Origin of the sequence: Flavobacterium sp. ASW18X, from assembly GCF_005144745.1 — a bacterium.
Lineage (GTDB): Bacteria > Bacteroidota > Bacteroidia > Flavobacteriales > Flavobacteriaceae > Croceivirga.
This window is the reverse complement of sequence record NZ_SWKK01000030.1, coordinates 1-22641: the sequence shown is the minus strand read 5'-3', so window position 1 is coordinate 22641 and position 22641 is coordinate 1. Positions and strand designations below refer to the sequence as shown.

The window sequence follows — 22641 nt, the reverse complement described above, 5'->3', positions numbered from 1 at the left end:
CGTACAAATCGTACAGAAAAAATAAAAAACAACTGGAATTTTTAACCATTTAATCTCAAAAAAATGGTCAACCTATTTCAGGACAAGACAGTTAGATTATATTTATAAGGTTAGCAATTTTAATATGATAAATATACCCTACAGCAATAAACACAAATATTCTAATTTGGTTTTTGCAATAATCTGGATTTCATTAGCATTGTTTAACAAGGATTATGATTATTCTTGGGAAATATCGAGCATTATATATTTAGTAACTGGTGTAATTTATGCAGTACTTTCAATAAATTTTTTGTTCTATCCATATGTTTCTTGGGATGGTATTCAATTTAAAATAACACAGCTAATGGGCTACAGTAGAACTATAAAAGCAAAAGATATTAATAATATTACTCTTTTTGGTGGGGAATATACCTTATTTACTAATGAGAGGAAGGTTCGTATAAAGAGTGTATACTTGGACAAAGAAGCTATAATCACTCTAAACAAGGTATTAGCTAAAGTGGAATTACCATCCGATAAATCTCCGTTTGCGTCTGCATAAATTTTAATTTTATCAGTAATAAATAATTACCTTTAAATGAAGTGTAATTATAAATGAAGCAGATACATTACCAAGAAGAGCAACGGTTTACCCAATGGTGGTTATGGACATTGCTATTAGGTATTGCTCTGCCCATTTGTCATGGGCTGTACCAACAACTTTACCTAGGCAAGCCTTATGGGAGTAACCCGGCTTCTAATCCAACCTTTATTGGGTTTGGTCTATTATATGCGGGTATTCTTTGGTTGTTTTATGTAATGAGGTTACGCACCAAAGTAACAGACAAAAAGATAATAATACATTTCTATCCTTTTCTAAAAAGGGAATTTCTAAAGAATGGTATTACTACCGCAAAAGTTTTAAAATATGGTTTTGTAGGTGGCTGGGGTATCCGGTATTGGACCAAGTATGGAACGGTTTACAATGTTAAAGGCAATAAAGGTCTCTATTTTAAAATGAACAATGGAGACAAATACCTTATAGGAACTCAACATCCTATCGCCTTAAAAAAAGTACTTAAAGCATTAAGTTGGCCTATAGAAGATTAGTCTACGCGTTCTACTTCCGATTCACTTTTTAATACCTTACTACCATCTTCCTGTTCTATATAAAGTGCCTTGTCATCTTCAGAACCTTTACGGGTTACCTTATTACCGTTAATAGTTTTGGTTACTTCTTCCGTGTAGGTTTCACTCACTTTTCCTTCTGCTGTTCCATTACCCCATTTCCATTGTACAGCGGTTCCTTCTCTTATCATAGCAATTTTTTTAGCTAAGATAATTTTGATGCTAGAGCTACATGATTGCAAAAACTAACTTTACTAACCCAATAGCACAGTTAACGCCACCAGACATTAGTTTTAGGTATATGATTGATGTTCAAACGTTCTCCAATGGTTGGTGTAACATATGCTTGCCCTTTAGCATCTGCTTCTTTGGTAAATCGCTCTACAGATTCGGTCCAACCATGTGGAGCCAATCTAAAGGCACCCCAATGTACTGGCAACACAGTTTTGGCGCCTACATCTATACTAGCAGCCACACTTTCTTCTGGCATCATATGTATTTGCGCCCACGTTTCGTTATACTGTCCACATTCAATCAAAGCAAAATCAAATGGTCCTAATTTTTGGCCTATTGTCCTAAAATGGTCTCCGTAACCGCTATCACCACTGTAGTATATGTTAAGTGTAGCTGTTTTAACCGCCCATCCAGACCATTGCGTTGCATCACGGTCTGTTAGCCCTCTACCAGAAAAATGTCTCGCAGGTGTGGCTGTATAGGTTATTCCGTTTAAGGAGTGCGTTTGCCACCAGTCTAGCTCAATAATTTTTTCCTTAGGAACATCCCAACTTTTTAAATGTGACCCCAGTCCTAATGGTACTAAAAAGACGCCTACTTTGTCTTTAATTTTTTTAATAGTTGGGTAATCTAGATGGTCATAATGGTCATGAGAAATTAAGACCACATCTACAGGCATTATAGCATCAACAGGTATTTCATTGGCATAAGCATATCTTTTGGAGCCAAAAGGTAGGGGAGAGGCGTATGTGCCAAACATGGGGTCTATGAGTACACGCTGTTCTTTTAAGGTAAGTAAAAATGCAGAATGCCCATACCATGTTACATAAGCGCTATCAGCAGCAGTATTTTTAATTAGCTGAAATTCTGATGGCAGGGGCTCTGTGGGCTCTTTACCTTCTTTAGAAAACATTTCTGGAGTTTTTTTTAATGCCTCCCAAGTATCTCCCATTTCTGTTTTTTGGAGGTTGATGAACTTTTTGTTCTTAAAGTTGATAGAGGTTTGTATACGTTCTAAATCTTTGCCTTTAGGAGCCTGCCCCATTTGCGGACTTAACCAAACAAATAATAAAGTGCCTAGTGCAAGTAAGCCAATAATTGCTGCTAGTGATATAAGTAAGTATTGCATTATTTTTTTTAAATCTTTCACCTGTAGGTATTCATTATTTTACCAAATGCGAAACTACAACAGATTGTGCTTTGTAGGATAAGTTCAATTGAGATTATAATAAAATTGTGAAGCTTATAAACAAAAAAACCTTCCAATTTCTTGGAAGGTTTTTTCTTGTGACCTGGCTGGGGTTCGAACCCAGGACCCTTTCATTAAAAGTGAAATGCTCTACCAGCTGAGCTACCAGGTCATTGCTTTTTTGTTGGCTTAGTGCCTTAAAGCGGGTGCAAATATAAGACGTATTATTAATTAATCAAGAAGAAATAGTAATAAATTTGTCTTTTTATGAATTTTAAAATCATTCAAAATTATGAAGATAATCCTTTTGGGATATATGGGGAGTGGTAAATCTACTGTGGGTAAGGAACTTGCGAAGCAGGTAGGCCTTTCTTTTTTAGATTTAGATGAAGAAATTGAAAAGAAAGAAAATTTAAAAATTTCTGAAATTTTTTCTCATAAAGGAGAAATTTACTTTCGAAAATTAGAAACAGCTGTACTTTCTGAGCTTTTAAAAAGTGATGAAAACTTCATCTTATCACTCGGTGGAGGTACACCATGTTACGGAAATAATATGCAATTAGTACAAGAGGCTACTACCTTATCTTTTTATTTAAATCTTTCTGTTGGTAATTTAACGGAACGATTGTTATCAGAAAAGGCGAAAAGACCGCTAATAGCTTCGCAAGCAGATGAGGAATTAGCAGAATTTATTGGCAAGCATTTATTTGAACGCAATCCCTTTTATCAAAAAGCAAATCACGTTATAAATTGCAATGGTAAAAACTTGGAAGAAGTGCTAGCAGCTATAAAATTGCAGTTAATCTAAATACACTGCATCACTTTTGCCGTTAAGTTCTACCCTTACGTGTTCATTTAAAGAGGTAGATAGGGATATTCCCTTGTAATCTGCCTTTACAGGAAATTTTTTATGATTTCTGTTTACTAAAACAGCCGTTTTTAACTGTTTAAGCGGGGTTTTTAAAAAGTGATGAACACCGTAAATTAAGGTAGAGCCAGAGTTTAGAACGTCGTCTACCAAAATAACTGATTTGTCTCTATAATCCGATTCTGCCAGAGAAGTTGTTACTCCACTTTCTAGTGGATTTTTTTTGTCCATTGTTACTTGGCAAAGGGTAATGGTACTATCTGTAATTTTTTGAAGAATCTTGATTATTTTTTTAGCAAAAACCAAACCACCACCTTTAATCCCCGCTACCACAATTTCTTGCTCATCTATATTAGCTTCTAGAATTTGGTAAGCAATACGCTCAGTTTTATGTTTTATCTGATTATGAGATAGTATTTTGTTGTCCATGGACGCTAAATTAAAGGTTCAAAGATAAAGAACAACTCTTTACCTGCTCTTGGCTTAATAGAATTATATGCGGGTGCCAAAAGTTTTAAATTAAAATGCTTCTTAAAAAGATTAACATATTCCTCTTCAATTCCCCCAAACGGAGGTCCTTCTTTCTCAAATACAACTCCAAAAAATAAACCAACCAATTTACCTGTAGGTTTTAAAAGTTGTTGCATTTGTACAACATAGTCCTCCCTTAAATTGGGATGTAATGCGCAGAAAAAGGTTTGCTCTAATATTAAATCGAACTTTAAATCTTTAAGTTCAAAAAAATTGTTGTGTAGTAATTTTTCTTTTGGGAAACCTTTGGAGACTAAATGTGCTAAAGGCTGAGCTGCAATATCTATAACCCACACATTAATGAAGCCGTTTTGGTGTAAATACATGGCCTCATGCCCGTAACCAGCTCCCGGAATTAAAATTTTTAAATCTTTATGATTAAGTTGGTCTATATAGGTTTTTAGTGGTGTAGAAATGGCGCCAATATCCCAGCCCGTGTTCTGTTCTTTGTAGCGCTCTTCCCAAAAATCTTTATTGAGCATCTTCTGGTGTATCTAAATAATCATCTATATCTCTACGGTCTTTTTTTGTGGGTCTTCCGGTTCCTTTTTTGCGGTAATGGTCTTTAGCGTGTTGTAACAACTCATTGTGTTCAAAAGCTTCTTTTGGCGTCGTATCTTTACGGTAGATGTCTACCAATTTTGCACCTACACGGTTGGGTGGTATGTCTAATACCAATAGCTGATAATCTATCTGGTTTTTTCTTAAACTAACTTTGTCAGAAGGGTAAACTTCTCTAGACGGTTTTACCACATTGCCATTTACTTTTACTTGACCTTTTTTACATGCTGTAGAGGCTATGTTTCTGGTTTTGTAATAGCGTGTGCACCATAAATATTTATCAATCCGCATTTCGCTTCAAACTTTAGTTAAGGCAAAGTTCAAAAATAATGGAAAATCGTATCTTGCGCAGCTAAAAGTCAAAACATATTAAATGAATAGGATACTTTTATTACTTGCCGCTGTATTGGTTTTAGCTTCTTGTAGTGATGACGATGATGGTAACGGACCAACCGTAGTAGAGTTGCGTACCTTGGCAGAGGTAGCTGCAGAAAACGATACGGAAATACAAGAATTCTTGGCTACCCATACTTATAATTATGAGGATTTTGAAGATGGGTCTGGAGTGGCTAATCCAGAAATCACCATACAAGATTTAACAGGAGATGCAGCGGGCAAAACACCCTTGTCAGATTTTGTGGAACGGATACAAATTAACGTTTCTTCCTCTCAATTGGGTATCGGAGATGAAGAAGTAGATATTCCACATACCTTATATGTATTAACGGCTAAAGAAGGAGCTGGTGGAAACCCAACTATTGCAGATTCTACGCTTATTAAGTATGAGGGTATGTATTTGGATGGCGAAGTGTTTGATTCTTCTCCAAATTTTATTTGGCAAGAATTGCCTTTTACAATCCGTGGTTATGGAAATGGAATTGCACAATTAAAAGCGGGTACTGCTGAGGGGATTTTAGACAATGAAGATGGCACCACAGGCATAACAAATAGTGGTAAAGGTTTAATAATAATGCCATCAGGCTTAGGTTATTTTACAGCTTCTGGAACTATTCCGGCATATTCAGTGCTTATGTTTAAGATTGAGTTGGGACTTTTTGTTGCTGATACTGATAATGATGGAGACGGAATACCAAGCATTTTGGAAGATTTAAATGGTAATAATTACCTGTTTGATGATAATACAGATGCCGAATTTGAAACTGATAATTTTATTACACCAACGGCGAATTTTAGAGATACCGATGATGATGGTGATGGTACTCCAACACGAGACGAAATAGTAATAAATGCCGATGGAAGTGTTACGTTAACAGATTCTGATAATGACGGTTTGCCAGATTATTTAGATCCAGATACTTTCTAATGATGAAAATATTTCGCACAAAAAAAGCCCCTGAATTTCAGGGGCTTTTTAATTTTTAAAGTCTTGTTTACAATTTAAGACTGAAACTAAGAATTAACTGGTCTGGCCTTGTATCTACTCTACTGGTAGGTAATGTAGTAATGTTATTATTGATAAAAGTGGCTTCATTATCACTAAAACCTCTCTCATAACGCAAATCTACTCCTAATCTACCGATGTTAACGCCAGCACCAATGTTCATGCCTACCGTAAAATCATTATCCACATCGTCTATTGTAATACCTTCAAACTCTGTATCTAAAATATATTGGAAAGAAGGACCTGCAAAAACGTGCACTGGACCAATAACTTTGGCACCAACTAAAACCGGTAAGTCTAATTTTTTCATTTTAAACTCATCATTGTCGTAGTCAGATTTTGTTGCGGAATACACCAGTTCTGGGCGTACATAGATGCGGTTACCTATTTTACCCCAAAAACCTAAGTGATACCCGACGTTTTTGTCTGGGTCTTGCGCAGCATCCCCAACAGACTCAAAATAATCTCCGTTGCCGTTGTAGTTTAGACCCGCTTTTATACCAAAGCCAGAATCTGCTTGGGCCATGCCTGCATAACTGCAAAGCAAAATGGCCACTGCCATAAGTGTTCTTTTCATAATGTGTCTTGTTTTAAAGTAATACGTAACAAATAGGCATCAAGGATGATACCAAAGGCTACTTTCTTTTAATTACCTTTAAAACGGCTTCTTCTACAGCCTTATTGTTAAGTCCGTATTTCTCCATTAATTGGTCTGGAGTACCACTTTCTCCAAAAGAGTCTTTAACAGCAACAAACTCTTGTGGTGTTGGTAGCTGCATTGCAAGGGTTCTAGCTACACTTTCTCCTAAACCTCCTAAATAATTGTGCTCTTCTGCGGTAACAACACAGCCAGTTTTTTTAACAGATTTTAAGATGGCTTCCTCGTCCAAGGGTTTAATAGTATGGATATTTATTACTTCGCAAGAAATGCCTTGAGCTTCTAAGCGTTCTGCTGCAATTAAAGATTCCCATACCAAATGTCCTGTAGCAAGTATAGTTACATCGGTCCCTTTACTAAGCATTAGGGCTTTGCCAATTTCAAACTTTTGGTCTACTGGAGTAAAGTTGGCCACTTTTGGTCTTCCAAAACGCAGGTATACAGGACCTTCATGCGCTGCAATAGCAATGGTGGCTGCTTTTGTTTGATTAAAATCGCATGGGTTGATAACCGTCATCCCTGGAAGCATTTTCATCAAACCTATATCTTCTAAAATCTGGTGTGTAGCACCATCTTCTCCTAACGTTACACCTGCGTGGCTAGCACATATTTTTACATTTTTACCAGAATACGCTACAGACTGTCTAATTTGATCGTAAACCCTACCTGTAGCAAAATTGGCAAAAGAAGTAGCAAAAGGTATTTTACCACCAATGGTAAGACCAGCAGACATACCAATCATGTTTGCTTCTGCAATACCAACTTGAAAAAAGCGCTCTGGATTTTCTTTAATAAAAGTGTCTATTTTTAAAGAACCAATTAGGTCTGCACAAAGGGTAACCACGTTAGGATTAGTTCTTCCTAATTCTGTCATTCCGGCACCAAAACCACTACGGGTATCTTGTTTTCCTTGATCTGTATATTTTGTCATTGTCTTTTGTTCTAAAAATTAATAATCACCTAGTGTTTCTGGATTTTGCTCTAACGCTTTTGCCAATTGCTCGTCATTAGGAGCTTTACCATGCCAAGCATGCGTATGCATCATAAAATCTACACCGTTACCCATCATTGTATTCATTACAATACAAACGGGTTTTCCATTACCGGCTAAGGATTTTGCCTTTTGTAAACCTGCAACTACTTGTTCTAGGTTGTTACCATCTTCTATAGTCATAACTTCCCAACCAAATACGCGGAATTTTTCTCCTATATCACCCAGGGCCATAACTTCACTAGTAGGGCCATCAATTTGTTGTCCGTTTCTATCTACAGTAGCAATAAGGTTGTCTACATTTTTGCTGCCGGCATACATAATAGCTTCCCAGTTTTGCCCTTCTTGTAATTCTCCATCGCCATGTAAACTAAAAACCAAGTGCTTATCGCCGTTTAGCTTTTTGGCTTCTGCAGCACCAATGGCGACAGACATACCTTGACCTAGAGAGCCAGAGGCAATTCGTACACCAGGTAATCCTTCATGGGTTGTAGGGTGCCCTTGTAATCTAGAATTTATGAGTCTAAAGGTCCCTAATTCCTCAATAGGAAAGTATCCTCTTCGTGCCAAAACACTGTAGAAAACAGGAGAAATATGACCGTTAGATAAAAAGAATAAATCTTCTTCTTTACCGTCCATGTCAAATCCTTCTTTAAGTTCCATAACCTCATTATAGAGTGCAACTAAAAATTCGGTACAGCCCAAAGAGCCACCAGGGTGACCAGAGTTAACCTTGTGTACCATTCTTAAGATGTCCCTTCTTACTTGGACTACCAAATCCTGCAATTCCTGTGTGTTAGGCATATTTTTAATATTTAATCCAACAAAAGTAACGTCATTAACGCATCAATACAAGCCAATATATTTTATTTTACTAAAGGGTTTCGGAATAGAACTTTATTTTTTCATTAAGTGTATTCTCTAACAGAGATGGCTATATTTGCCAACTAAAATTCACGTATTGGAGTTTACCTTAGTACAAAAGGATTTGGGCAGTAAGGCCCGTGCAGGAGAAATTACCACAGATCACGGTAAGATACAGACCCCTATTTTTATGCCAGTGGGCACCGTTGCATCTGTGAAAGGAGTGCACCAAAGAGAATTGCGAGACGATATTAATCCAGATATTATATTGGGGAATACCTACCATCTATACCTTAGACCTGGTACTGGTATATTAGAAAAAGCAGGTGGTCTACACAAATTTATGGGGTGGGATAGAAATATCTTAACCGATAGTGGAGGCTACCAAGTATATTCCTTATCTGCCAACCGAAAAATTAAAGAAGAAGGAGTGAAGTTTAAAAGTCATATAGATGGTTCTTATCACTTTTTTTCTCCAGAAAGCGTAATGGAAATACAGCGTACCATTGGTGCAGATATTATCATGGCTTTTGATGAATGTACGCCCTATCCTTGTGATTATAACTACGCCAAACGTTCTATGCATATGACGCATAGATGGTTAGATAGGTGTATTACTCACCTAAATAAGGTGCCAGAAAAGTACGATTATAAGCAAACACTTTTCCCTATTGTACAAGGTTCTACCTATACAGACTTACGTAAACAATCTGCGGAATATATTGCAAATGCAGGTGCTTTAGGTAACGCCATTGGTGGCTTATCTGTTGGTGAACCCGCAGAAGAAATGTATGCCATGACAGATGTAGTTTGCGGAATTTTACCAGAAGACAAACCGCGTTACTTAATGGGGGTTGGTACACCCATAAATATATTAGAAAATATTGCCTTAGGTGTGGATATGTTTGATTGTGTAATGCCCACCCGTAACGCAAGGAACGGTATGCTATTTACCTCTCAAGGCACCATTAATATAAAAAACAAAAAGTGGGAAGATGATTTTTCACCAATAGACCCAGCGGGTATCACTTTTGTAGATACAGAATACTCTAAGGCATATTTGCGTCACCTTTTTGCGGCAAACGAATATTTAGGAAAACAGATAGCTACCATTCACAATTTAGGTTTTTATCTTTGGTTGACAAGAACTGCTAGAGAGAAAATTGTGGAGGGGACTTTTACGGAGTGGAAAAACCAAATGGTAAAACAAATGGATAACAGACTGTAATGCTGACCATTTTAGATAAATACATCTTAAAACGTTACTTAGTTACCTTTATAGGCATTATGCTATTATTCATCCCAATTGGGATTATGATAAGCCTAGCAGAAAAGATTGGTAAAATTATAGATAATGAAGCGCCATTAGCAGAAGTTATTGTATTCTATGGCAACTTTAGTTTGGTGTTAGGTAATTTGTTAATGCCTATTCTTCTCTTTTTATCTATCATCTTTTTTACATCTAAATTGGCAAGCAACACGGAAATTGTTGCCATGTTAAGCTCAGGTATTTCTTATCAAAGGTTTTTAAGACCCTATTTTATTGGAGCCACCTTTGTAGCCATTTTAATATTTATGATGGGGCAATTTATTGTACCCAATGCAAGTATTGGTTTTAATGAGTTTGAATATAAGTACTTTAAAAAGGGAAGGCAGACACGGCAGACCACAAATATATTTAATCAGCTTAACGAGCAAGATTTTATCTATGTTAGTAGTTTTGACCCAAAGCGAAAGATAGGGTACAATTTTACCTACGAGCATTTTAATAAGGAAAATCAGTTAGATTATAAGATTAGTGCAGCGAATATTCGTTGGGTGGATAAAGATAGCACCTACCGCTTAACTAGTTATACCAAAAGAAAAATTAGGGATGGTCAAGAATTTGTTACCACCCAAAGAAGACTGGATACCTTATTCACATTTCAATTAGAAGATTTAACGCCAGTATCCTATGTAGCCGATACTAAAAATTTATTTGAGTTGAATGAATTTATAGAAGACCAACGCAAAAAAGGAGCAGCCAATATCAATACGTATATTTTGGCTAAATATAAGCGATGGTCATTACCTGTGGCGGCGTTTATATTAACCATTATAGCAGTCGCAGTTTCATCTGTTAAACGCAGAGGGGGAATGGGGCTAAATCTATTAATAGGAATTGCCTTGGGAATGGTCTACATTTTTTTCGACCGTATTTTTGGGACTATGGCAGAGCAATCTGGTTTTTCTCCCTTATTAGCAGTATTAATTCCAAATGTAATTTTTGGTATCATAGGATTTTACCTTTTACAAAAAGCAAAACGATAAATAGGTGGTAAAGAGCATACTTTAAGGAAATGTAAAATCTATTAAAGTTTATATCTTTGTGGCCACCAACCAACTTACAAGACACTATTTATGGAATATTTGGATTTTGAACTCCCGATTAAAGAGCTAGAAGAGCAGTTGCAGAAATGTATGATTATCGGGGAAGAAAGTGAAGTGGATGTTACAGAAACCTGTCAACAAATAGAAAAGAAGTTGGCAGACACTAAAAAAGATATATATAAAAATCTTACCGCATGGCAACGGGTTCAGTTGTCAAGGCACCCCAATAGGCCGTATACCTTAGATTATATCAATGCACTTTGTGGAGATAGCTTTTTGGAGCTTCACGGAGACCGTACTGTTAAGGATGATAAAGCTATGATTGGCGGTTTAGGTAAAATTGGTGACCAATCTTTTATGTTTATTGGTCAGCAAAAAGGATACAATACCAAAACTAGACAGTATAGGAATTTTGGTATGGCCAATCCAGAGGGCTACAGAAAGGCTCTACGTTTAATGAAGTCTGCAGAGAAGTTTGGTATACCTGTTATTTCTTTAGTAGATACTCCTGGTGCTTACCCAGGTATTGAGGCAGAAGAGCGTGGGCAAGGAGAAGCCATTGCAAGGAATATTTTAGAAATGACCCGCCTTAAAGTGCCGGTAATTGTTATTATTATTGGTGAAGGTGCCTCTGGTGGAGCTTTGGGTATAGGTGTTGGAGATAAAGTATTGATGCTAGAAAATACGTGGTACTCTGTTATATCACCAGAATCTTGTTCATCTATTTTGTGGAGAAGTTGGGAGTATAAAGAACAAGCTGCAGATGCTTTAAAATTGACCGCAACAGATATGAAGCGCCAAAAGTTGATAGATGAAATCATCAAAGAACCCTTAGGCGGTGCGCATATGGATAGGGATAAAACATTTACTACCGTAAGAAACAAAATTATTTCACATTTTGAAGACCTTAAAAAGTTATCACCAAAAGAATTGGTGAAGCAACGAATGGAAAAATACTCCGATATGGGAGTATACAACGGCTAATCCTAGACTTTCTGTTTTCGACTACATTTTAGTATAACGTAAAAAATGGTTTTTTAACGTTATCAACACAAATTTGCAAGTTATCAACAATAACTTTGTTGAAGACCTGTGGACATACCATAGGTCTTCTATAAAGTTAACTAAAGGTTAATTGCATACATTCGCATTTATGGACAAACCTAGCCCAATACCGAGTCGTAAGATTGATAAATCCACTATTATAAGCCTTGAAAAAGGTAAAATACCACCGCAAGCCGTTGAATTAGAGGAGGTTGTGTTAGGTGCTATGATGATTGATAAGAAAGGGGTAGATGAAGTAATTGATATACTTCACCCAGACGCTTTCTATAAAGATGCGCATAGATTTATTTTTGAAGCTATCTTTATGCTGTTTGAATCGTCAGAGCCGGTGGACTTATTAACTGTTTCAACGCAATTAAAGAAAGATGGAAAGCTAGAAGCGGTTGGGGGCGATTTTTACCTCATTAAATTAACGCAAAAAGTAGCTTCTTCCGCGCATATTGAGTTCCACGCTAGAATTATACTTCAGAAATATATTCAACGTAGCCTAATTAAAATTTCAAACCAAATTATAGAAGAGGCTTATAATGAATCTACAGATGTATTTGATTTATTAGATTCTGCTGAAGCTAAATTGTACGAGGTAACTCAAGGAAATCTAAAACGTTCTGCAGAGACAGCTCAAAATTTGGTAATTCAGGCCAAAAAGAAAATAGAAGAAATTTCTAATAAAGAAGGACTCAGTGGAATACCCTCTGGTTTTGATAAATTAGATAAGCTGACCTCGGGTTGGCAACCTAGTGATTTAATTATTGTAGCTGCTCGTCCTGGTATGGGTAAAACAGCAATGACTCTTTCTATGGCTCGTAATATAGCTGTTAATTCTAATCACGGGGTGGCATTCTTTTCATTAGAGATGTCTTCGGTACAGCTAATTACACGTCTTATTTCGTCAGAGACAGGTTTGTCTTCAGAAAAACTACGTACTGGTAAGTTAGAAAAACACGAGTGGGAGCAACTTAATGTAAAAGTTAAAGCATTAGAAAAGGCGCCATTATTTATAGATGATACCCCTTCTTTATCCATTTTTGATCTAAGGGCAAAGGCTAGGCGTCTAAAATCGCAGCACGACATTCAATTAATTATTATTGATTACTTGCAGTTAATGACTGCTGGTGGTAGTACCAAAGGAGGTAATAGGGAGCAAGAGATTTCTACGATTTCTAGAAACCTTAAAGCCTTAGCAAAAGAATTAAATGTACCAGTAATTGCACTTTCTCAGCTATCCAGAGCCGTAGAAACTAGAGGTGGTAGCAAACGACCATTACTTTCTGACCTTAGGGAATCTGGGGCTATTGAGCAAGATGCGGATATTGTTAGCTTTATCTTTAGGCCAGAGTATTATAAAATAGAAGAGTGGGATGATGAAGAACGCTCACCTACGCAAGGTCAAGCAGAGTTTATCGTTGCAAAACACCGTAACGGTGGCCTAGAAAATATTAGGTTAAAGTTCATTGGTCACTTAGGTAAATTCGATAACTTAGATGACTTTGATTCTCCATTTGAGTTTCAATCTAAGATGAACGACGATGAGGAAAACCCATTTGCACCGTCTAGTCTACCGAGTGCTGACGAGGCCTTTGGAAGCGCTATTAACGATGCTCCAGAAGACGATGACGACGGCATTCCATTCTAATGCCAAAAAAGGTAGTAAAAAGGCTTATTTGGTATTGCTGTTTTGTATGATAACCATTCCAGCGGCAATGGGTTCTATGCTTTTATTACCTATGGATGCGGAAAGCCAAAAAAATCATTTAAAGGCATATGGCCTTACCTATTGGATATTAAGCAAGCAACAAAAGGTACAATGGCTGTTAAATTATAGGGGAGGTTCTTTTCTTTTACCAGATGGTGAGGTTATTCGTAAAGAGTGTCAAATAAGAGGTGTATCATTTGAAATTCTTACAGATGGCGAGGCACAATCCATATTAGACGGTATTAGCAGTCCATCTCAAAATCAAGAAGCAGTTGTATTAGAAAAAGCGCCCAAAATTGCGGTTTATTCTCCAAAAGATAATCAACCTTGGGATGATGCAGTAACCATGGTGCTTACCTATGCAGAAATTCCTTACGTTACGGTTTATGACGAAGAAGTGCTTACAGACAAATTAGCATTATATGATTGGCTTCACTTACATCACGAAGATTTTACAGGACAATATGGAAAATTTTACGGAGCCTACCGCGCTGCGCCGTGGTATATAGAAGGGAAACGTTTGGCAGAAGAAAGAGCCAAAAAGTTTGGCTATTTTAAAGTAGCGGAAGAGAAGAGTGCTGTTGCTGAAAAAATTAGGGCTTATGTAATAGGTGGGGGATTCATGTTTGCAATGTGTTCCGCTACAGACAGTTTTGATATTGCTTTGGCAGCCAAAGGCATTGATATTTGTGAACCAATGTTTGATGGAGACCCTTCTGATGCAAATTATCAGTCTAAATTAGATTACAATCGCACTTTTGCATTTACCAATTTTACCTTAGAACGCAGCCCATTACAATATGAGTTTTCTTCCATAGACATGACTAGAAAAAGAAGAAACGTTCCTAAAGAGTCAGATTATTTTAGTTTAATGGAGTTTTCTGCAAAATGGGATCCAGTACCCACCATGTTAACACAAAACCATACTACATTAGTTAAAGGTTTTATGGGGCAAACAACTGCATTTGAACCTAAAGAGGTTAAACCAACAGTAATGGTTTTAGGAGAATGTAAGTTAAATGGAGAAGCACGTTATGTACACGGTGTAAAAGGAAAAGGTTTTTTTACTTTTTATGGCGGGCACGACCCAGAAGATTACCAGCATAGGGTAGGGGATCCAAAGACAGAATTAGAACTACATCCTACTTCTCCTGGGTATAGACTAATTTTAAACAATGTATTATTCCCTGCAGCTAAAAAAAAGAAGCAAAAAACCTAATTACCTAGGTAAACATGGTTAAGGTCTTCCTCTTCTATATTCTCGTTTATACCAGTCTTAAAATGCAGTATCATAGTGGTACCTATGTTTAGTTCACTTTCAACATCTATCTTACCAAACATGGCTTCTACTTGGGTTTTTACTAAATATAACCCTAGTCCTTTGCCTTCAGACTTGCCACTTAAACGCCCGTACATATCAAAGATTTTCTTTTTTCGCTCTGGAGTTAGCCGCATTCCAATGCCATTATCTTCTATACGGATTACTATCTGTTCTCTATTTTGAAAAACGTTTATTTTTATAATTAGCGGTACCTCTGGATTGCGATATTTTAAGGAGTTTAGGACCAGATTGTAAAATATATTTACAAAGTAGCTTTTGATTCCCATGATTTTATCTTGGGTAATTTTAGTATAAATCTTGGCCTTAGATTCAATAATATCCTTATTCAGCAATACCTGTATATCATCTAAAATTTCGCAAATGTCTACCGGAGTAAAATCTTCTTTACTAATTTCTTTTAATGATAATGAAAGGTTTAAATCTTTAATGGTTGTATTTAAAGCTTCACAACAGCTTTTAATATTTGCTATAATGCCATCGTTTATAGGATTATCTCCTTCCTCATACAAACCTTGTAATGCTAAAATATTAGCGATAGGTCTTTTAAGATTGTGAGAAAGGATATAAATAAAATTTTCTAATTCTTTATTTTGATTTTCAATTTTTTGATTGGCAATAATAGTTTTAGTAACATCTTGAGCTGTACCGGCCATTCGTAAATGCCCATCATCATTTCCCTCAAAGGTTCTACCTTTTTGATGTATAAATTTGAGCTGCCCGCCAATTTCTATCCTGTAAACAATATCATGTGGCACACTTTCTTTAAGGCTGTTTTTTAGGCTAATATCATATGCTTCCCTATCATCTGGATGTATCAAGTTCATTAATGTAGGGTAGGTTAAATAGTTTTTACGCCGATCTAATGGTATTCCAAAAATGTTATTTAAATGTTCAGAAATGTATATTTCATCTTCTTTAATATTCCAATACCAGTTGCCAAAATCAGCTATTTGTTGCGCTTCTTTAAGCTCTTCTTTCCCGCGTTCCAAACGTTTAAACGTTTCTTGTATTTGGGTGATATCCGCCTGTCTAACACAACAGCCTACAATTTCTTTTTCTTTATAAATGGGATAGAAATAAAGTTCAAAGGTTCTATAGCCCATCTCTGTTGGTAGATTAACTTTTTTGGTTAGAGACTCACCCTTAAATACCGCATCGTAATCTTTTAAAGAGTCGCCAAATAAAAGCAAACCTTTTATATTATCGCCTTCTTTTAAATCGTAACCTTTTTCGGCTTGGTTCTTTAAATAAGAAGTATTAGCAGTTAATAGATTTAATTCTGTATCTACGGACCAAATAGCATCTTTTGTATTGTTAATTACAGCTTGGTTTCTAGATTCTCTAATATTTCTTTCTTCTAAATTTTTCCTAAGTTTTTGAATAAGTGGTCTAACAAAAATTAAAAGGATGAAGTAAAGTACTGCAATGAAAAAAAGTATGATGCCTATGGCTATTTTTTTAAATTGACCCAAAGATTTTTCATGAGCTTTTTGATATTCTTGCACAATTGTATCCATGCCAAGAAGATATTGAGCCTCTAACCTAGATATCTCTTCAAGGTTTGCTTTGGTCAATTTAGGATGGTCAACTAATAGTTGACCAATTTGATCTTGCGTTTTACTAATTCTTCCGTAAATGCTGTCTGTAATTCTTGTATTGTATTTGGCTAATCTAGAATTAGAATTATCAGAAGAAAGTTGTTGATGGTTTTGCCGCCAAACTAAGAGCTTTTCTTCTAAAGCCCAGTAATTATTATTATTTAATTGATGCTTGTAGGCTTCTTTAAGTACTTGTTGACTTAACGTTCTTTGTTGGCCAGATACATTTACTATCCTAGCATTATCATGTACTTTAGAAAAATAAAGGCTAATCAAGTAAATACTTCCCGTACAGAATAAAAGCACACAAGCCCCTATTAATAATAGGAGCTTAGAGAAGTTCTTTATATAGTTTTCTTCAGCCTTAATCCGCATCTTCAATCAATAAACATGTAGCCCTAATGCTTTAGAGAAGCTTATTTAGAAAAAATTTTCCTTTAAATTTTAGAGGAGGACGAAAAAGACTTTTGTAAATATGCCTCTAATTGGTCTATTTTCAATGGTTTTGTAATAAACTCTTTTACATATGTAGCATACTCATTCGCTTTTTCCCTATCCTCTGGCCTCTCCGAAGAGGTAACCATTAAAACTTCATTCGTAACGGGGAAATCTTCCAGAGTCATAAATTCTAAAAATTCGTATCCTGTCATTTCTGGCATATTTATATCCAATAGTATAAGGGTACGGTCATTTTTATTATCTCTAAACCGTAAATCGTCTAAAGCTAATTCTGGATTTGTAAAGGTTTTTACCTTGTCTTCTAAACCGAGTTTTCTAAAATGAACGGTGTTAATAGTGTTTACTAACTCTTCATCATCAATTAGGTAAATCTCTTTGTACATATGTTTGGTTGTTAAAAGGGTGCAAACTAACGTATCTAGATGCTTGTCAATAATAAATGTTGTAAAACGAAAGAAATTATAGGTTAACTCGCCAATTCTATTCGCTTTTATTGCCGAAATATAGTTCTATTTTTACTTTTATTTACAGAAATGACAAATAATTCTGTAAGGTAATACTTTAATTTATAACGCTTCTATCTTATTAAATTGTATTATGCGTATTAACTTTTAGGTCTGTATTATTTGATTTAGAATAAATTCCACACCGTTTTCATCATTACTTAAGGTTTCATATTTAGCGGTTTTTTTAACATTGGGGTGGGCATTGGCCATAGCATAACTGTAATTAGAAAGTTGTAACATTTCTAAGTCGTTGTTATAATCGCCAAACACCATAAGTTCATCGGCTGTAATACCGTGTTGTGTCATTACCTTTTCTAAAGCAAAACCTTTATGTGCATTACTATCAGATACATCTACCCAATGTGCACCAGAAACCTTTACTTTTAATTCATTTTCTAAAAATTGTAGATGCGGATATAGATGCTTTTCACTATCCGTAAAGTGATAAATAGCAATTTTTAAGATTTCTTCTTTAATTGCACTTAAGTCATCTACTACCGTAAACTCTTTATAGTATTCTTTTAAGAGTGTAAGGAACTGGTCAGAGGTATTGCCTACAAATGCGGTATGTTCGGTGCAAAGGACTGGATGGGCATCTGCAATGGAATGTGCCTTGTTGATTATAGTTTGTATGTATTTAGTTGCTAATGGAGTAGTCATGATAGTTTTGTTCATGCGTTTTATCATTGCTCCGTTCTCTGCTATAAAAAGAACATCATCTTTAACGCTTTCAAGTTTAGAGGCCATGCTGTGGTATTGCCTACCACTTGCGGCGACAAATTGAATGTTACGTTCTTTAAGTTTTTCAAAGATTTGATAAAACTGATGGCTAACTTCGTGATTGGAGTTAAGCAAAGTGCCATCCATATCAGTAACTACCATTTTTATTCTAGAAAAGTCCATAAGTAAACATTAATTTACAAAGGTAGTTGGTTAAGATAGAATGATGTAAAATTTAGTTTAAATAAGTCTATGATAAGTTTTCAAAAAGAAATAAAACTAGCGCAAAAACCAAGGGGGTTTCATTTAATTACTAAAGATATTTTTAATGCCATTCCTCTATTAAAAGATATTAAGATAGGGATGTGCACTATTTTCATTAAACATACGTCTGCAAGTATAACTATTAATGAAAATGCAGACCCCACAGTTAGATTAGATTTTGAAAGCCATTTAAATAAAATGGTTCCAGAGAATGCTCCATATTTTAAGCACAGGTACGAAGGTCCAGACGATATGCCTGCACATCTAAAGGCAAGTCTGTTAGGGAATTCTGTACAAATACCAATAACAGATGGAATTTTAAATTTGGGGACTTGGCAAGGAATATATTTGGGTGAACATAGAGATTACGGAGGTAGTAGAACTTTAGTAATCACAGTTATAGGACAATAAAAAACCCACCGAGAAGGTGGGTTTTAAAAGCGGGATAAAGTTTTAAAAATGTTATTTTACGCTGTCAACGATAGCTTTGAATGCATCTGGGTGATTCATGGCTAAATCCGCAAGTACTTTACGGTTTAACTCAATACCACTGGCTTTTGCTTTACCCATAAATTGGGAATAAGACATACCGTGCATTCTAGCACCAGCGTTAATACGCGTAATCCAAAGTGAACGGAAATTTCTCTTTTTATTTCTTCTGTCGCGGTAAGCATAAAGCATTGCTTTCTCTACCGCATTTTTGGCTACTGTCCAAACGTTCTTTCTACGTCCAAAGTAACCTTTTGCCTGCTTCATCACTTTTTTTCTTCTTGCGCGTGAAGCAACTGAATTTACTGATCTTGGCATACTGTTTTCATTTTTTTGTAGTAGGCGCTCTTTTGATTAAAAAAGAAACTTTTATTGGGCCTAACTCCAGGGTTAATAATTAATGTACCGAAGCAACAATTATTTTAAACGTAATTGTTCCTTAATGCTATTCTCATCACTTTGGTGTACCAAGGTAGAATGAGTAAGCTTAAGCTTACGCTTTTTAGATTTTTTTGTCAATATGTGACTCTTAAAAGCGTGCTTTCTTTTGATTTTACCAGTACCTGTAAGCTTAAAACGCTTTTTAGCACTGGATTTAGTTTTCATCTTTGGCATTTTCCTCTTTTGTATTTAAACCTATTTATATAATAGGGTCCCGCTTATTTTTTACCAGTTTTGGGAGCAATAAACATAGTCATACGTTTACCTTCTAGTTTTGGCATTTGTTCTACCTTACCTAGTTCTTCCAATTCCTGAGCCAAACGTAATAACAATATTTCTCCTTGGTCTTTGTAGACAATAGATCTACCCTTAAAGAAAACATATGCTTTTAACTTGGCACCTTCTTTTAAAAATTTTTCTGCATGGCGTTTTTTAAATTCATAATCATGATCATCCGTTTGTGGACCAAACCGAATTTCTTTAATTACAACTTTTGCCTGCTTAGCTTTTAATGCTTTGTCCCTTTTTTTCTGTTCGTACAAAAACTTTTTGTAATCGATAATTTTACAAACAGGCGGAGAAGCTTTTGGAGAAATTTCTACCAAATCTAGCTCCTGTTCACGAGCAATTTCCATTGCTTTCCGTGTAGGGTATACACCGACTTCCACATTGTCACCAACAAGACGTACTTCTCTTGCAGTGATTTTGTCATTGATATTGTGAGGGTTCTTGTTTTCCCTGCGTGGTTGCGGTCTTGATCTTCTTCTTATTGCTATGACTTAAAAATTTTAATTAAACTTAGTTTCTAAAACGATTTTAAGGTACTATTTATTTCCTTTTTAATCAAATCGGAGAAATCTTTAACGCTTATGCTACCTAAATCTTCCCCGCCGTGTTTTCTTACGGATATTGTATTGTCGACCTCTTCTTGTTCGCCAACAATAATCATAAAAGGAATCTTTTTTAGTTCTGCTTCACGAATTTTCTTACCTACCGTCTCGTTCCTATTATCAATGAGCGCGCGAATTTCGTGATTTTCAAGCGAATTCAAAACTTTTTGAGCATAATTTTCATGTTTCTCGCTAACTGGCAATACAATACATTGCTGTGGCATCAACCAAAGTGGAAAGTTTCCACCTGTATGTTCCAGTAAAATAGCAATAAAACGTTCCATGCTTCCAAATGGCGCACGATGTATCATTACAGGTCTATGTAACTCGTTATCACTGCCTTTATAGGTTAGGTCAAAACGTTCTGGTAAATTATAATCTACCTGAATAGTACCCAGTTGCCACTGTCTGCCTAAGGCATCCTTCACCATAAAATCTAATTTGGGTCCATAAAAAGCAGCTTCCCCGCTTTCTACAACATAATCCAAACCTTTTTCTTTGGCAGCACTAATGATAGCTTGTTCTGCTTTTTCCCAATTATCTACGTTACCTATGTATTTGTCGGGATTTTCTAAATCCCTTACAGAGACTTGAGCGGTAAAGTTTTCAAATCCTAGAGAGCCAAACACATACAATACTAAATCTATAACGTTTTTAAACTCTTCATCTAATTGTTCAGGAGTACAAAAAATATGGGCATCATCTTGTGTAAAACCTCTAACTCTTGTTAGGCCATGCAATTCTCCACTTTGTTCATATCTATAAACTGTTCCAAATTCTGCGTACCTTATAGGTAGGTCTTTATAACTCCAAGGGCTGTTTTTGTAAACTTCGCAATGATGCGGACAATTCATGGGTTTTAATAAAAACTCCTCGTCTTCTTTCGGAGTTTTTATGGGTTGAAAACTATCTTCTCCGTATTTAGCATAATGTCCAGAGGTTACATACAGTTCTTTTTGCCCAATGTGCGGCGTTACCACCATTTCATAGCCAGCTTTTTTCTGGGCTCTTTTTAAGAAATCCTCTAAGCGTTCTCGTAAGGCAGCACCCTTCGGTAACCATAAAGGTAATCCTTGTCCAACTTTTTGCGAAAAAGTAAATAATCCTAATTCTTTACCAAGTTTACGGTGGTCTCGTTTTTTAGCTTCCTCCAAAAGCTCTAAGTATTCTTTTAGGTCTTTCTGCTTTGGAAAAGAGATTCCGTATACGCGAGTTAATTGTGGATTGTTTTCATTTCCTCGCCAATACGCACCTGCAACACTTAATATTTTAAATGCTTTTATAATGCCAGTGTTAGGAATATGGCCTCCTCTACATAAATCTGTAAAGCTACTGTGGTCACAAAATGTGATTTCTCCATCGGTTAAATTTTCTATTAGTTCTACCTTAAACTCGTTTCCTTGCTTTTTGTAAAAGTCTAGGGCCTCTTGCTTAGATACTTCTCGCATAGAAAAATCGTGCTTACCTCTGGCAATTTCCAAAGCCTTTGCTTCTATTTTAGGAAAATCTTTTTCAGAAATTACATTAGCTCCAAAATCTACATCATAATAGAACCCATTTTCAATAGCGGGTCCAATGGTTAATTTAATTCCAGGATATAGTTCTTCTAGCGCCTGTGCAAGAACATGGCTAGAAGAATGCCAGAATGCTTTTTTGCCTTCATCATTATTCCATGTATATAAGGTAAGGGTGCCATCTGTAGTTAACGGAGTGTATACTTCTACAACAGTATCGTTAAATTTCGCAGAGATGACGTTGCGCGCCAATCCTTCACTTATACTTTTAGCAATAGCTAGGGGAGTAGTATCTTTTGCTACTTCCTTAATTGCACCATCTGGCAGGGTAATTTTGATCATGGTATACTTACTTATACTTATATATAATACTAGTGGCAGCAAAGATAAGACCTTGTATAATTGTAGCAATACTATAAGTGTAGGTATTTAAAACACATTTTATCACTTTTTTTGTGTGATGAGAGCTTGATATTCAGTTACTTTCCAAAAAAGATTAAAAAAAGGCGATAAAAAGTTAGGATAATAAAGGAAAAGGGTGGTATATTTGCAGCCCGAAAAACAGCGGTATAGTTGTTAAGGGGATGAGAAAAGAAGCTCATTGACATATTGTTTTTAAAGCGGGTAGCTTGAAAAAAAAAGTTTCAAAAAAACCTTGCCAATTAAAAAAACGGTTGTAGATTTGCAGCCCCGGAAAAACGAAGCTTACGAGTTTGGTTTTGAAGGAACAGCAAAGTTCATTTACATCTTGTTTTTGGTGAGAAAAAAAAGAAAATAAATTTTTTTTCAAAAAAAGCTTGCCAGTTTAAAAAACAGTTGTACATTTGCAGCCGCTTAGCCGATAAGGTAGCGGAGAAAATCGAGAGATTTTCTTGCAAG

At 35.9% G+C, this 22641-nt stretch carries 25 protein-coding genes and 1 tRNA gene; 10 read left to right on the top strand and 16 right to left on the bottom strand.

Features of this window, described 5'->3' with window-relative positions; genetic code table 11:
* The first annotated feature begins 124 nt into the window (after positions 1-124).
* On the top strand, positions 125-544 hold the full coding sequence (locus FBT53_RS15575; protein ID WP_136952118.1) for a hypothetical protein: 420 nt from the start codon (positions 125-127) through the stop codon (positions 542-544).
* 53 nt (positions 545-597) lie between these two features.
* Positions 598-1092 carry a hypothetical protein gene (locus tag FBT53_RS15570; protein WP_136952117.1) on the top strand — a complete coding sequence of 165 codons (495 nt, stop codon included), beginning with the start codon at positions 598-600 and terminating at the stop codon, positions 1090-1092.
* Here the strand turns inward: FBT53_RS15570 and FBT53_RS15565 are convergent.
* The 3 genes from FBT53_RS15565 to FBT53_RS15555 all read right to left on the bottom strand — a co-directional run bounded on the left by FBT53_RS15565 (position 1089) and on the right by FBT53_RS15555 (position 2705).
* The gene (locus tag FBT53_RS15565; protein ID WP_136952116.1) at positions 1089-1301 is read right to left on the bottom strand and encodes a DUF2945 domain-containing protein; all 213 of its coding nucleotides are present in this window, start codon (positions 1299-1301) and stop codon (positions 1089-1091) included. The genes FBT53_RS15570 and FBT53_RS15565 overlap by 4 nt on opposite strands.
* Positions 1302-1381: 80 nt before the next feature.
* Positions 1382-2473 (bottom strand): MBL fold metallo-hydrolase, encoded by a 1092-nt coding sequence (locus FBT53_RS15560; protein WP_136952115.1) that lies wholly within the window; start codon positions 2471-2473, stop codon positions 1382-1384.
* Between the two features lie 159 nt (positions 2474-2632).
* A tRNA-Lys gene (locus FBT53_RS15555) sits at positions 2633-2705 on the bottom strand.
* A 120-nt stretch (positions 2706-2825) separates the two neighbouring features.
* Between FBT53_RS15555 and FBT53_RS15550 the strand changes: the two genes are divergently transcribed.
* Positions 2826-3341 carry a shikimate kinase gene (locus tag FBT53_RS15550; protein ID WP_136952114.1) on the top strand — a complete coding sequence of 172 codons (516 nt, stop codon included), beginning with the start codon at positions 2826-2828 and terminating at the stop codon, positions 3339-3341.
* Here FBT53_RS15550 and FBT53_RS15545 read toward each other — a convergent pair.
* Genes FBT53_RS15545 through FBT53_RS15535 form a run of 3 tightly spaced genes read right to left on the bottom strand, consistent with a single transcriptional unit; the run spans position 3333 to position 4784 of the window.
* Positions 3333-3830, bottom strand: coding sequence for a phosphoribosyltransferase family protein (locus FBT53_RS15545; protein WP_136952113.1), 498 nt, complete (start codon positions 3828-3830; stop codon positions 3333-3335). The genes FBT53_RS15550 and FBT53_RS15545 overlap by 9 nt on opposite strands.
* Positions 3831-3835: 5 nt before the next feature.
* Positions 3836-4414, bottom strand: a complete 579-nt coding sequence (locus FBT53_RS15540; RefSeq protein ID WP_136952112.1) for a methyltransferase domain-containing protein — start codon at positions 4412-4414, stop codon at positions 3836-3838.
* Positions 4404-4784, bottom strand: coding sequence for an RNA-binding S4 domain-containing protein (locus FBT53_RS15535; protein ID WP_136952111.1), 381 nt, complete (start codon positions 4782-4784; stop codon positions 4404-4406). The genes FBT53_RS15540 and FBT53_RS15535 overlap by 11 nt, the downstream gene beginning before the upstream one ends.
* A gap of 82 nt (positions 4785-4866) precedes the next feature.
* Between FBT53_RS15535 and FBT53_RS15530 the strand changes: the two genes are divergently transcribed.
* Entirely contained in the window at positions 4867-5817 is a 951-nt protein-coding gene (locus tag FBT53_RS15530; RefSeq protein WP_136952110.1) for an FKBP-type peptidyl-prolyl cis-trans isomerase, read from the top strand.
* 67 nt (positions 5818-5884) lie between these two features.
* Here FBT53_RS15530 and FBT53_RS15525 read toward each other — a convergent pair whose 3' ends face one another.
* Genes FBT53_RS15525 through FBT53_RS15515 form a run of 3 tightly spaced genes read right to left on the bottom strand, consistent with a single transcriptional unit; the run spans position 5885 to position 8348 of the window.
* Positions 5885-6472 carry a porin family protein gene (locus FBT53_RS15525; RefSeq protein WP_136952109.1) on the bottom strand — a complete coding sequence of 196 codons (588 nt, stop codon included), beginning with the start codon at positions 6470-6472 and terminating at the stop codon, positions 5885-5887.
* A gap of 58 nt (positions 6473-6530) precedes the next feature.
* Positions 6531-7484, bottom strand: a complete 954-nt coding sequence (locus FBT53_RS15520) for a transketolase family protein (RefSeq protein ID WP_136952108.1) — start codon at positions 7482-7484, stop codon at positions 6531-6533.
* Between the two features lie 18 nt (positions 7485-7502).
* Positions 7503-8348 carry a transketolase gene (locus FBT53_RS15515; RefSeq protein WP_136952107.1) on the bottom strand — a complete coding sequence of 282 codons (846 nt, stop codon included), beginning with the start codon at positions 8346-8348 and terminating at the stop codon, positions 7503-7505.
* Positions 8349-8505: 157 nt separating this feature from the next.
* Here FBT53_RS15515 and tgt point away from each other — a divergent pair, with 157 nt between their 5' ends.
* From tgt to FBT53_RS15490, 5 genes are all read left to right on the top strand, one after another.
* Complete coding sequence (tgt, locus tag FBT53_RS15510; RefSeq protein ID WP_136952106.1) at positions 8506-9636, top strand: tRNA guanosine(34) transglycosylase Tgt; 1131 nt, start codon at positions 8506-8508, stop codon at positions 9634-9636.
* Positions 9636-10718 (top strand): LptF/LptG family permease, encoded by a 1083-nt coding sequence (locus FBT53_RS15505; protein WP_136952105.1) that lies wholly within the window; start codon positions 9636-9638, stop codon positions 10716-10718. The genes tgt and FBT53_RS15505 overlap by 1 nt, the downstream gene beginning before the upstream one ends.
* A 90-nt stretch (positions 10719-10808) precedes the next feature.
* Positions 10809-11762: an acetyl-CoA carboxylase carboxyltransferase subunit alpha gene (locus FBT53_RS15500; protein WP_136952104.1), complete on the top strand. Its 954-nt coding sequence runs from the start codon at positions 10809-10811 to the stop codon at positions 11760-11762.
* Positions 11763-11931: 169 nt separating this feature from the next.
* Positions 11932-13479: a replicative DNA helicase gene (dnaB, locus tag FBT53_RS15495; RefSeq protein ID WP_136952103.1), complete on the top strand. Its 1548-nt coding sequence runs from the start codon at positions 11932-11934 to the stop codon at positions 13477-13479.
* A 46-nt stretch (positions 13480-13525) separates the two neighbouring features.
* Positions 13526-14758: an asparagine synthetase B gene (locus FBT53_RS15490; protein ID WP_240729849.1), complete on the top strand. Its 1233-nt coding sequence runs from the start codon at positions 13526-13528 to the stop codon at positions 14756-14758.
* On the opposite strand, the gene FBT53_RS15485 is transcribed toward FBT53_RS15490, so the two are convergent.
* The 3 genes from FBT53_RS15485 to FBT53_RS15475 all read right to left on the bottom strand — a co-directional run bounded on the left by FBT53_RS15485 (position 14755) and on the right by FBT53_RS15475 (position 18347).
* Positions 14755-16854, bottom strand: a complete 2100-nt coding sequence (locus FBT53_RS15485; RefSeq protein WP_136952102.1) for an ATP-binding protein — start codon at positions 16852-16854, stop codon at positions 14755-14757. The two genes, FBT53_RS15490 and FBT53_RS15485, sit on opposite strands and share 4 nt — an antisense overlap.
* Positions 16855-16916: 62 nt before the next feature.
* Positions 16917-17321, bottom strand: coding sequence for a response regulator (locus tag FBT53_RS15480; protein WP_136952101.1), 405 nt, complete (start codon positions 17319-17321; stop codon positions 16917-16919).
* A gap of 228 nt (positions 17322-17549) precedes the next feature.
* A complete protein-coding gene (locus FBT53_RS15475; RefSeq protein ID WP_136952100.1) occupies positions 17550-18347 on the bottom strand; it encodes an HAD family hydrolase in 798 nt (265 codons plus the stop codon).
* A gap of 69 nt (positions 18348-18416) precedes the next feature.
* Between FBT53_RS15475 and FBT53_RS15470 the strand changes: the two genes are divergently transcribed.
* Entirely contained in the window at positions 18417-18839 is a 423-nt protein-coding gene (locus FBT53_RS15470; RefSeq protein ID WP_136952099.1) for a secondary thiamine-phosphate synthase enzyme YjbQ, read from the top strand.
* Positions 18840-18890: 51 nt separating this feature from the next.
* On the opposite strand, the gene rplT is transcribed toward FBT53_RS15470, so the two are convergent.
* The 4 genes from rplT to thrS all read right to left on the bottom strand — a co-directional run bounded on the left by rplT (position 18891) and on the right by thrS (position 22104).
* Positions 18891-19235, bottom strand: coding sequence for a 50S ribosomal protein L20 (rplT, locus tag FBT53_RS15465; protein WP_136952098.1), 345 nt, complete (start codon positions 19233-19235; stop codon positions 18891-18893).
* 99 nt (positions 19236-19334) lie between these two features.
* Positions 19335-19532 (bottom strand): 50S ribosomal protein L35, encoded by a 198-nt coding sequence (rpmI, locus tag FBT53_RS15460; protein WP_010520027.1) that lies wholly within the window; start codon positions 19530-19532, stop codon positions 19335-19337.
* Positions 19533-19576: 44 nt separating this feature from the next.
* On the bottom strand, positions 19577-20134 hold the full coding sequence (infC, locus tag FBT53_RS15455; RefSeq protein WP_370324230.1) for a translation initiation factor IF-3: 558 nt from the start codon (positions 20132-20134) through the stop codon (positions 19577-19579).
* A gap of 29 nt (positions 20135-20163) precedes the next feature.
* Positions 20164-22104 (bottom strand): threonine--tRNA ligase, encoded by a 1941-nt coding sequence (gene thrS, locus FBT53_RS15450; protein WP_136952096.1) that lies wholly within the window; start codon positions 22102-22104, stop codon positions 20164-20166.
* Between the last annotated feature and the right edge of the window lie 537 nt (positions 22105-22641).

What these genes read in the sequence shown, in the direction of transcription:
- FBT53_RS15490 (WP_240729849.1), top strand. Translation starts at nt 13,526, where the DNA reads ATGATAACCATTCCAGCGGCAATGGGTTCTATGCTTTTATTACCTATG.
- FBT53_RS15570 (WP_136952117.1), top strand. Translation starts at nt 598, where the DNA reads ATGAAGCAGATACATTACCAAGAAGAGCAACGGTTTACCCAATGGTGG.
- FBT53_RS15530 (WP_136952110.1), top strand. Translation starts at nt 4,867, where the DNA reads ATGAATAGGATACTTTTATTACTTGCCGCTGTATTGGTTTTAGCTTCT.
- FBT53_RS15470 (WP_136952099.1), top strand. Translation starts at nt 18,417, where the DNA reads ATGATAAGTTTTCAAAAAGAAATAAAACTAGCGCAAAAACCAAGGGGG.
- FBT53_RS15520 (WP_136952108.1), bottom strand. Translation starts at nt 7,484, where the DNA reads ATGACAAAATATACAGATCAAGGAAAACAAGATACCCGTAGTGGTTTT.
- FBT53_RS15515 (WP_136952107.1), bottom strand. Translation starts at nt 8,348, where the DNA reads ATGCCTAACACACAGGAATTGCAGGATTTGGTAGTCCAAGTAAGAAGG.
- FBT53_RS15560 (WP_136952115.1), bottom strand. Translation starts at nt 2,473, where the DNA reads ATGCAATACTTACTTATATCACTAGCAGCAATTATTGGCTTACTTGCA.
- FBT53_RS15525 (WP_136952109.1), bottom strand. Translation starts at nt 6,472, where the DNA reads ATGAAAAGAACACTTATGGCAGTGGCCATTTTGCTTTGCAGTTATGCA.
- dnaB (WP_136952103.1), top strand. Translation starts at nt 11,932, where the DNA reads ATGGACAAACCTAGCCCAATACCGAGTCGTAAGATTGATAAATCCACT.
- rplT (WP_136952098.1), bottom strand. Translation starts at nt 19,235, where the DNA reads ATGCCAAGATCAGTAAATTCAGTTGCTTCACGCGCAAGAAGAAAAAAA.
- FBT53_RS15500 (WP_136952104.1), top strand. Translation starts at nt 10,809, where the DNA reads ATGGAATATTTGGATTTTGAACTCCCGATTAAAGAGCTAGAAGAGCAG.
- rpmI (WP_010520027.1), bottom strand. Translation starts at nt 19,532, where the DNA reads ATGCCAAAGATGAAAACTAAATCCAGTGCTAAAAAGCGTTTTAAGCTT.
- FBT53_RS15485 (WP_136952102.1), bottom strand. Translation starts at nt 16,854, where the DNA reads ATGCGGATTAAGGCTGAAGAAAACTATATAAAGAACTTCTCTAAGCTC.
- FBT53_RS15575 (WP_136952118.1), top strand. Translation starts at nt 125, where the DNA reads ATGATAAATATACCCTACAGCAATAAACACAAATATTCTAATTTGGTT.
- FBT53_RS15565 (WP_136952116.1), bottom strand. Translation starts at nt 1,301, where the DNA reads ATGATAAGAGAAGGAACCGCTGTACAATGGAAATGGGGTAATGGAACA.
- FBT53_RS15550 (WP_136952114.1), top strand. Translation starts at nt 2,826, where the DNA reads ATGAAGATAATCCTTTTGGGATATATGGGGAGTGGTAAATCTACTGTG.
- FBT53_RS15535 (WP_136952111.1), bottom strand. Translation starts at nt 4,784, where the DNA reads ATGCGGATTGATAAATATTTATGGTGCACACGCTATTACAAAACCAGA.
- FBT53_RS15505 (WP_136952105.1), top strand. Translation starts at nt 9,636, where the DNA reads ATGCTGACCATTTTAGATAAATACATCTTAAAACGTTACTTAGTTACC.
- FBT53_RS15475 (WP_136952100.1), bottom strand. Translation starts at nt 18,347, where the DNA reads ATGGACTTTTCTAGAATAAAAATGGTAGTTACTGATATGGATGGCACT.
- FBT53_RS15545 (WP_136952113.1), bottom strand. Translation starts at nt 3,830, where the DNA reads ATGGACAACAAAATACTATCTCATAATCAGATAAAACATAAAACTGAG.
- thrS (WP_136952096.1), bottom strand. Translation starts at nt 22,104, where the DNA reads ATGATCAAAATTACCCTGCCAGATGGTGCAATTAAGGAAGTAGCAAAA.
- FBT53_RS15480 (WP_136952101.1), bottom strand. Translation starts at nt 17,321, where the DNA reads ATGTACAAAGAGATTTACCTAATTGATGATGAAGAGTTAGTAAACACT.
- FBT53_RS15540 (WP_136952112.1), bottom strand. Translation starts at nt 4,414, where the DNA reads ATGCTCAATAAAGATTTTTGGGAAGAGCGCTACAAAGAACAGAACACG.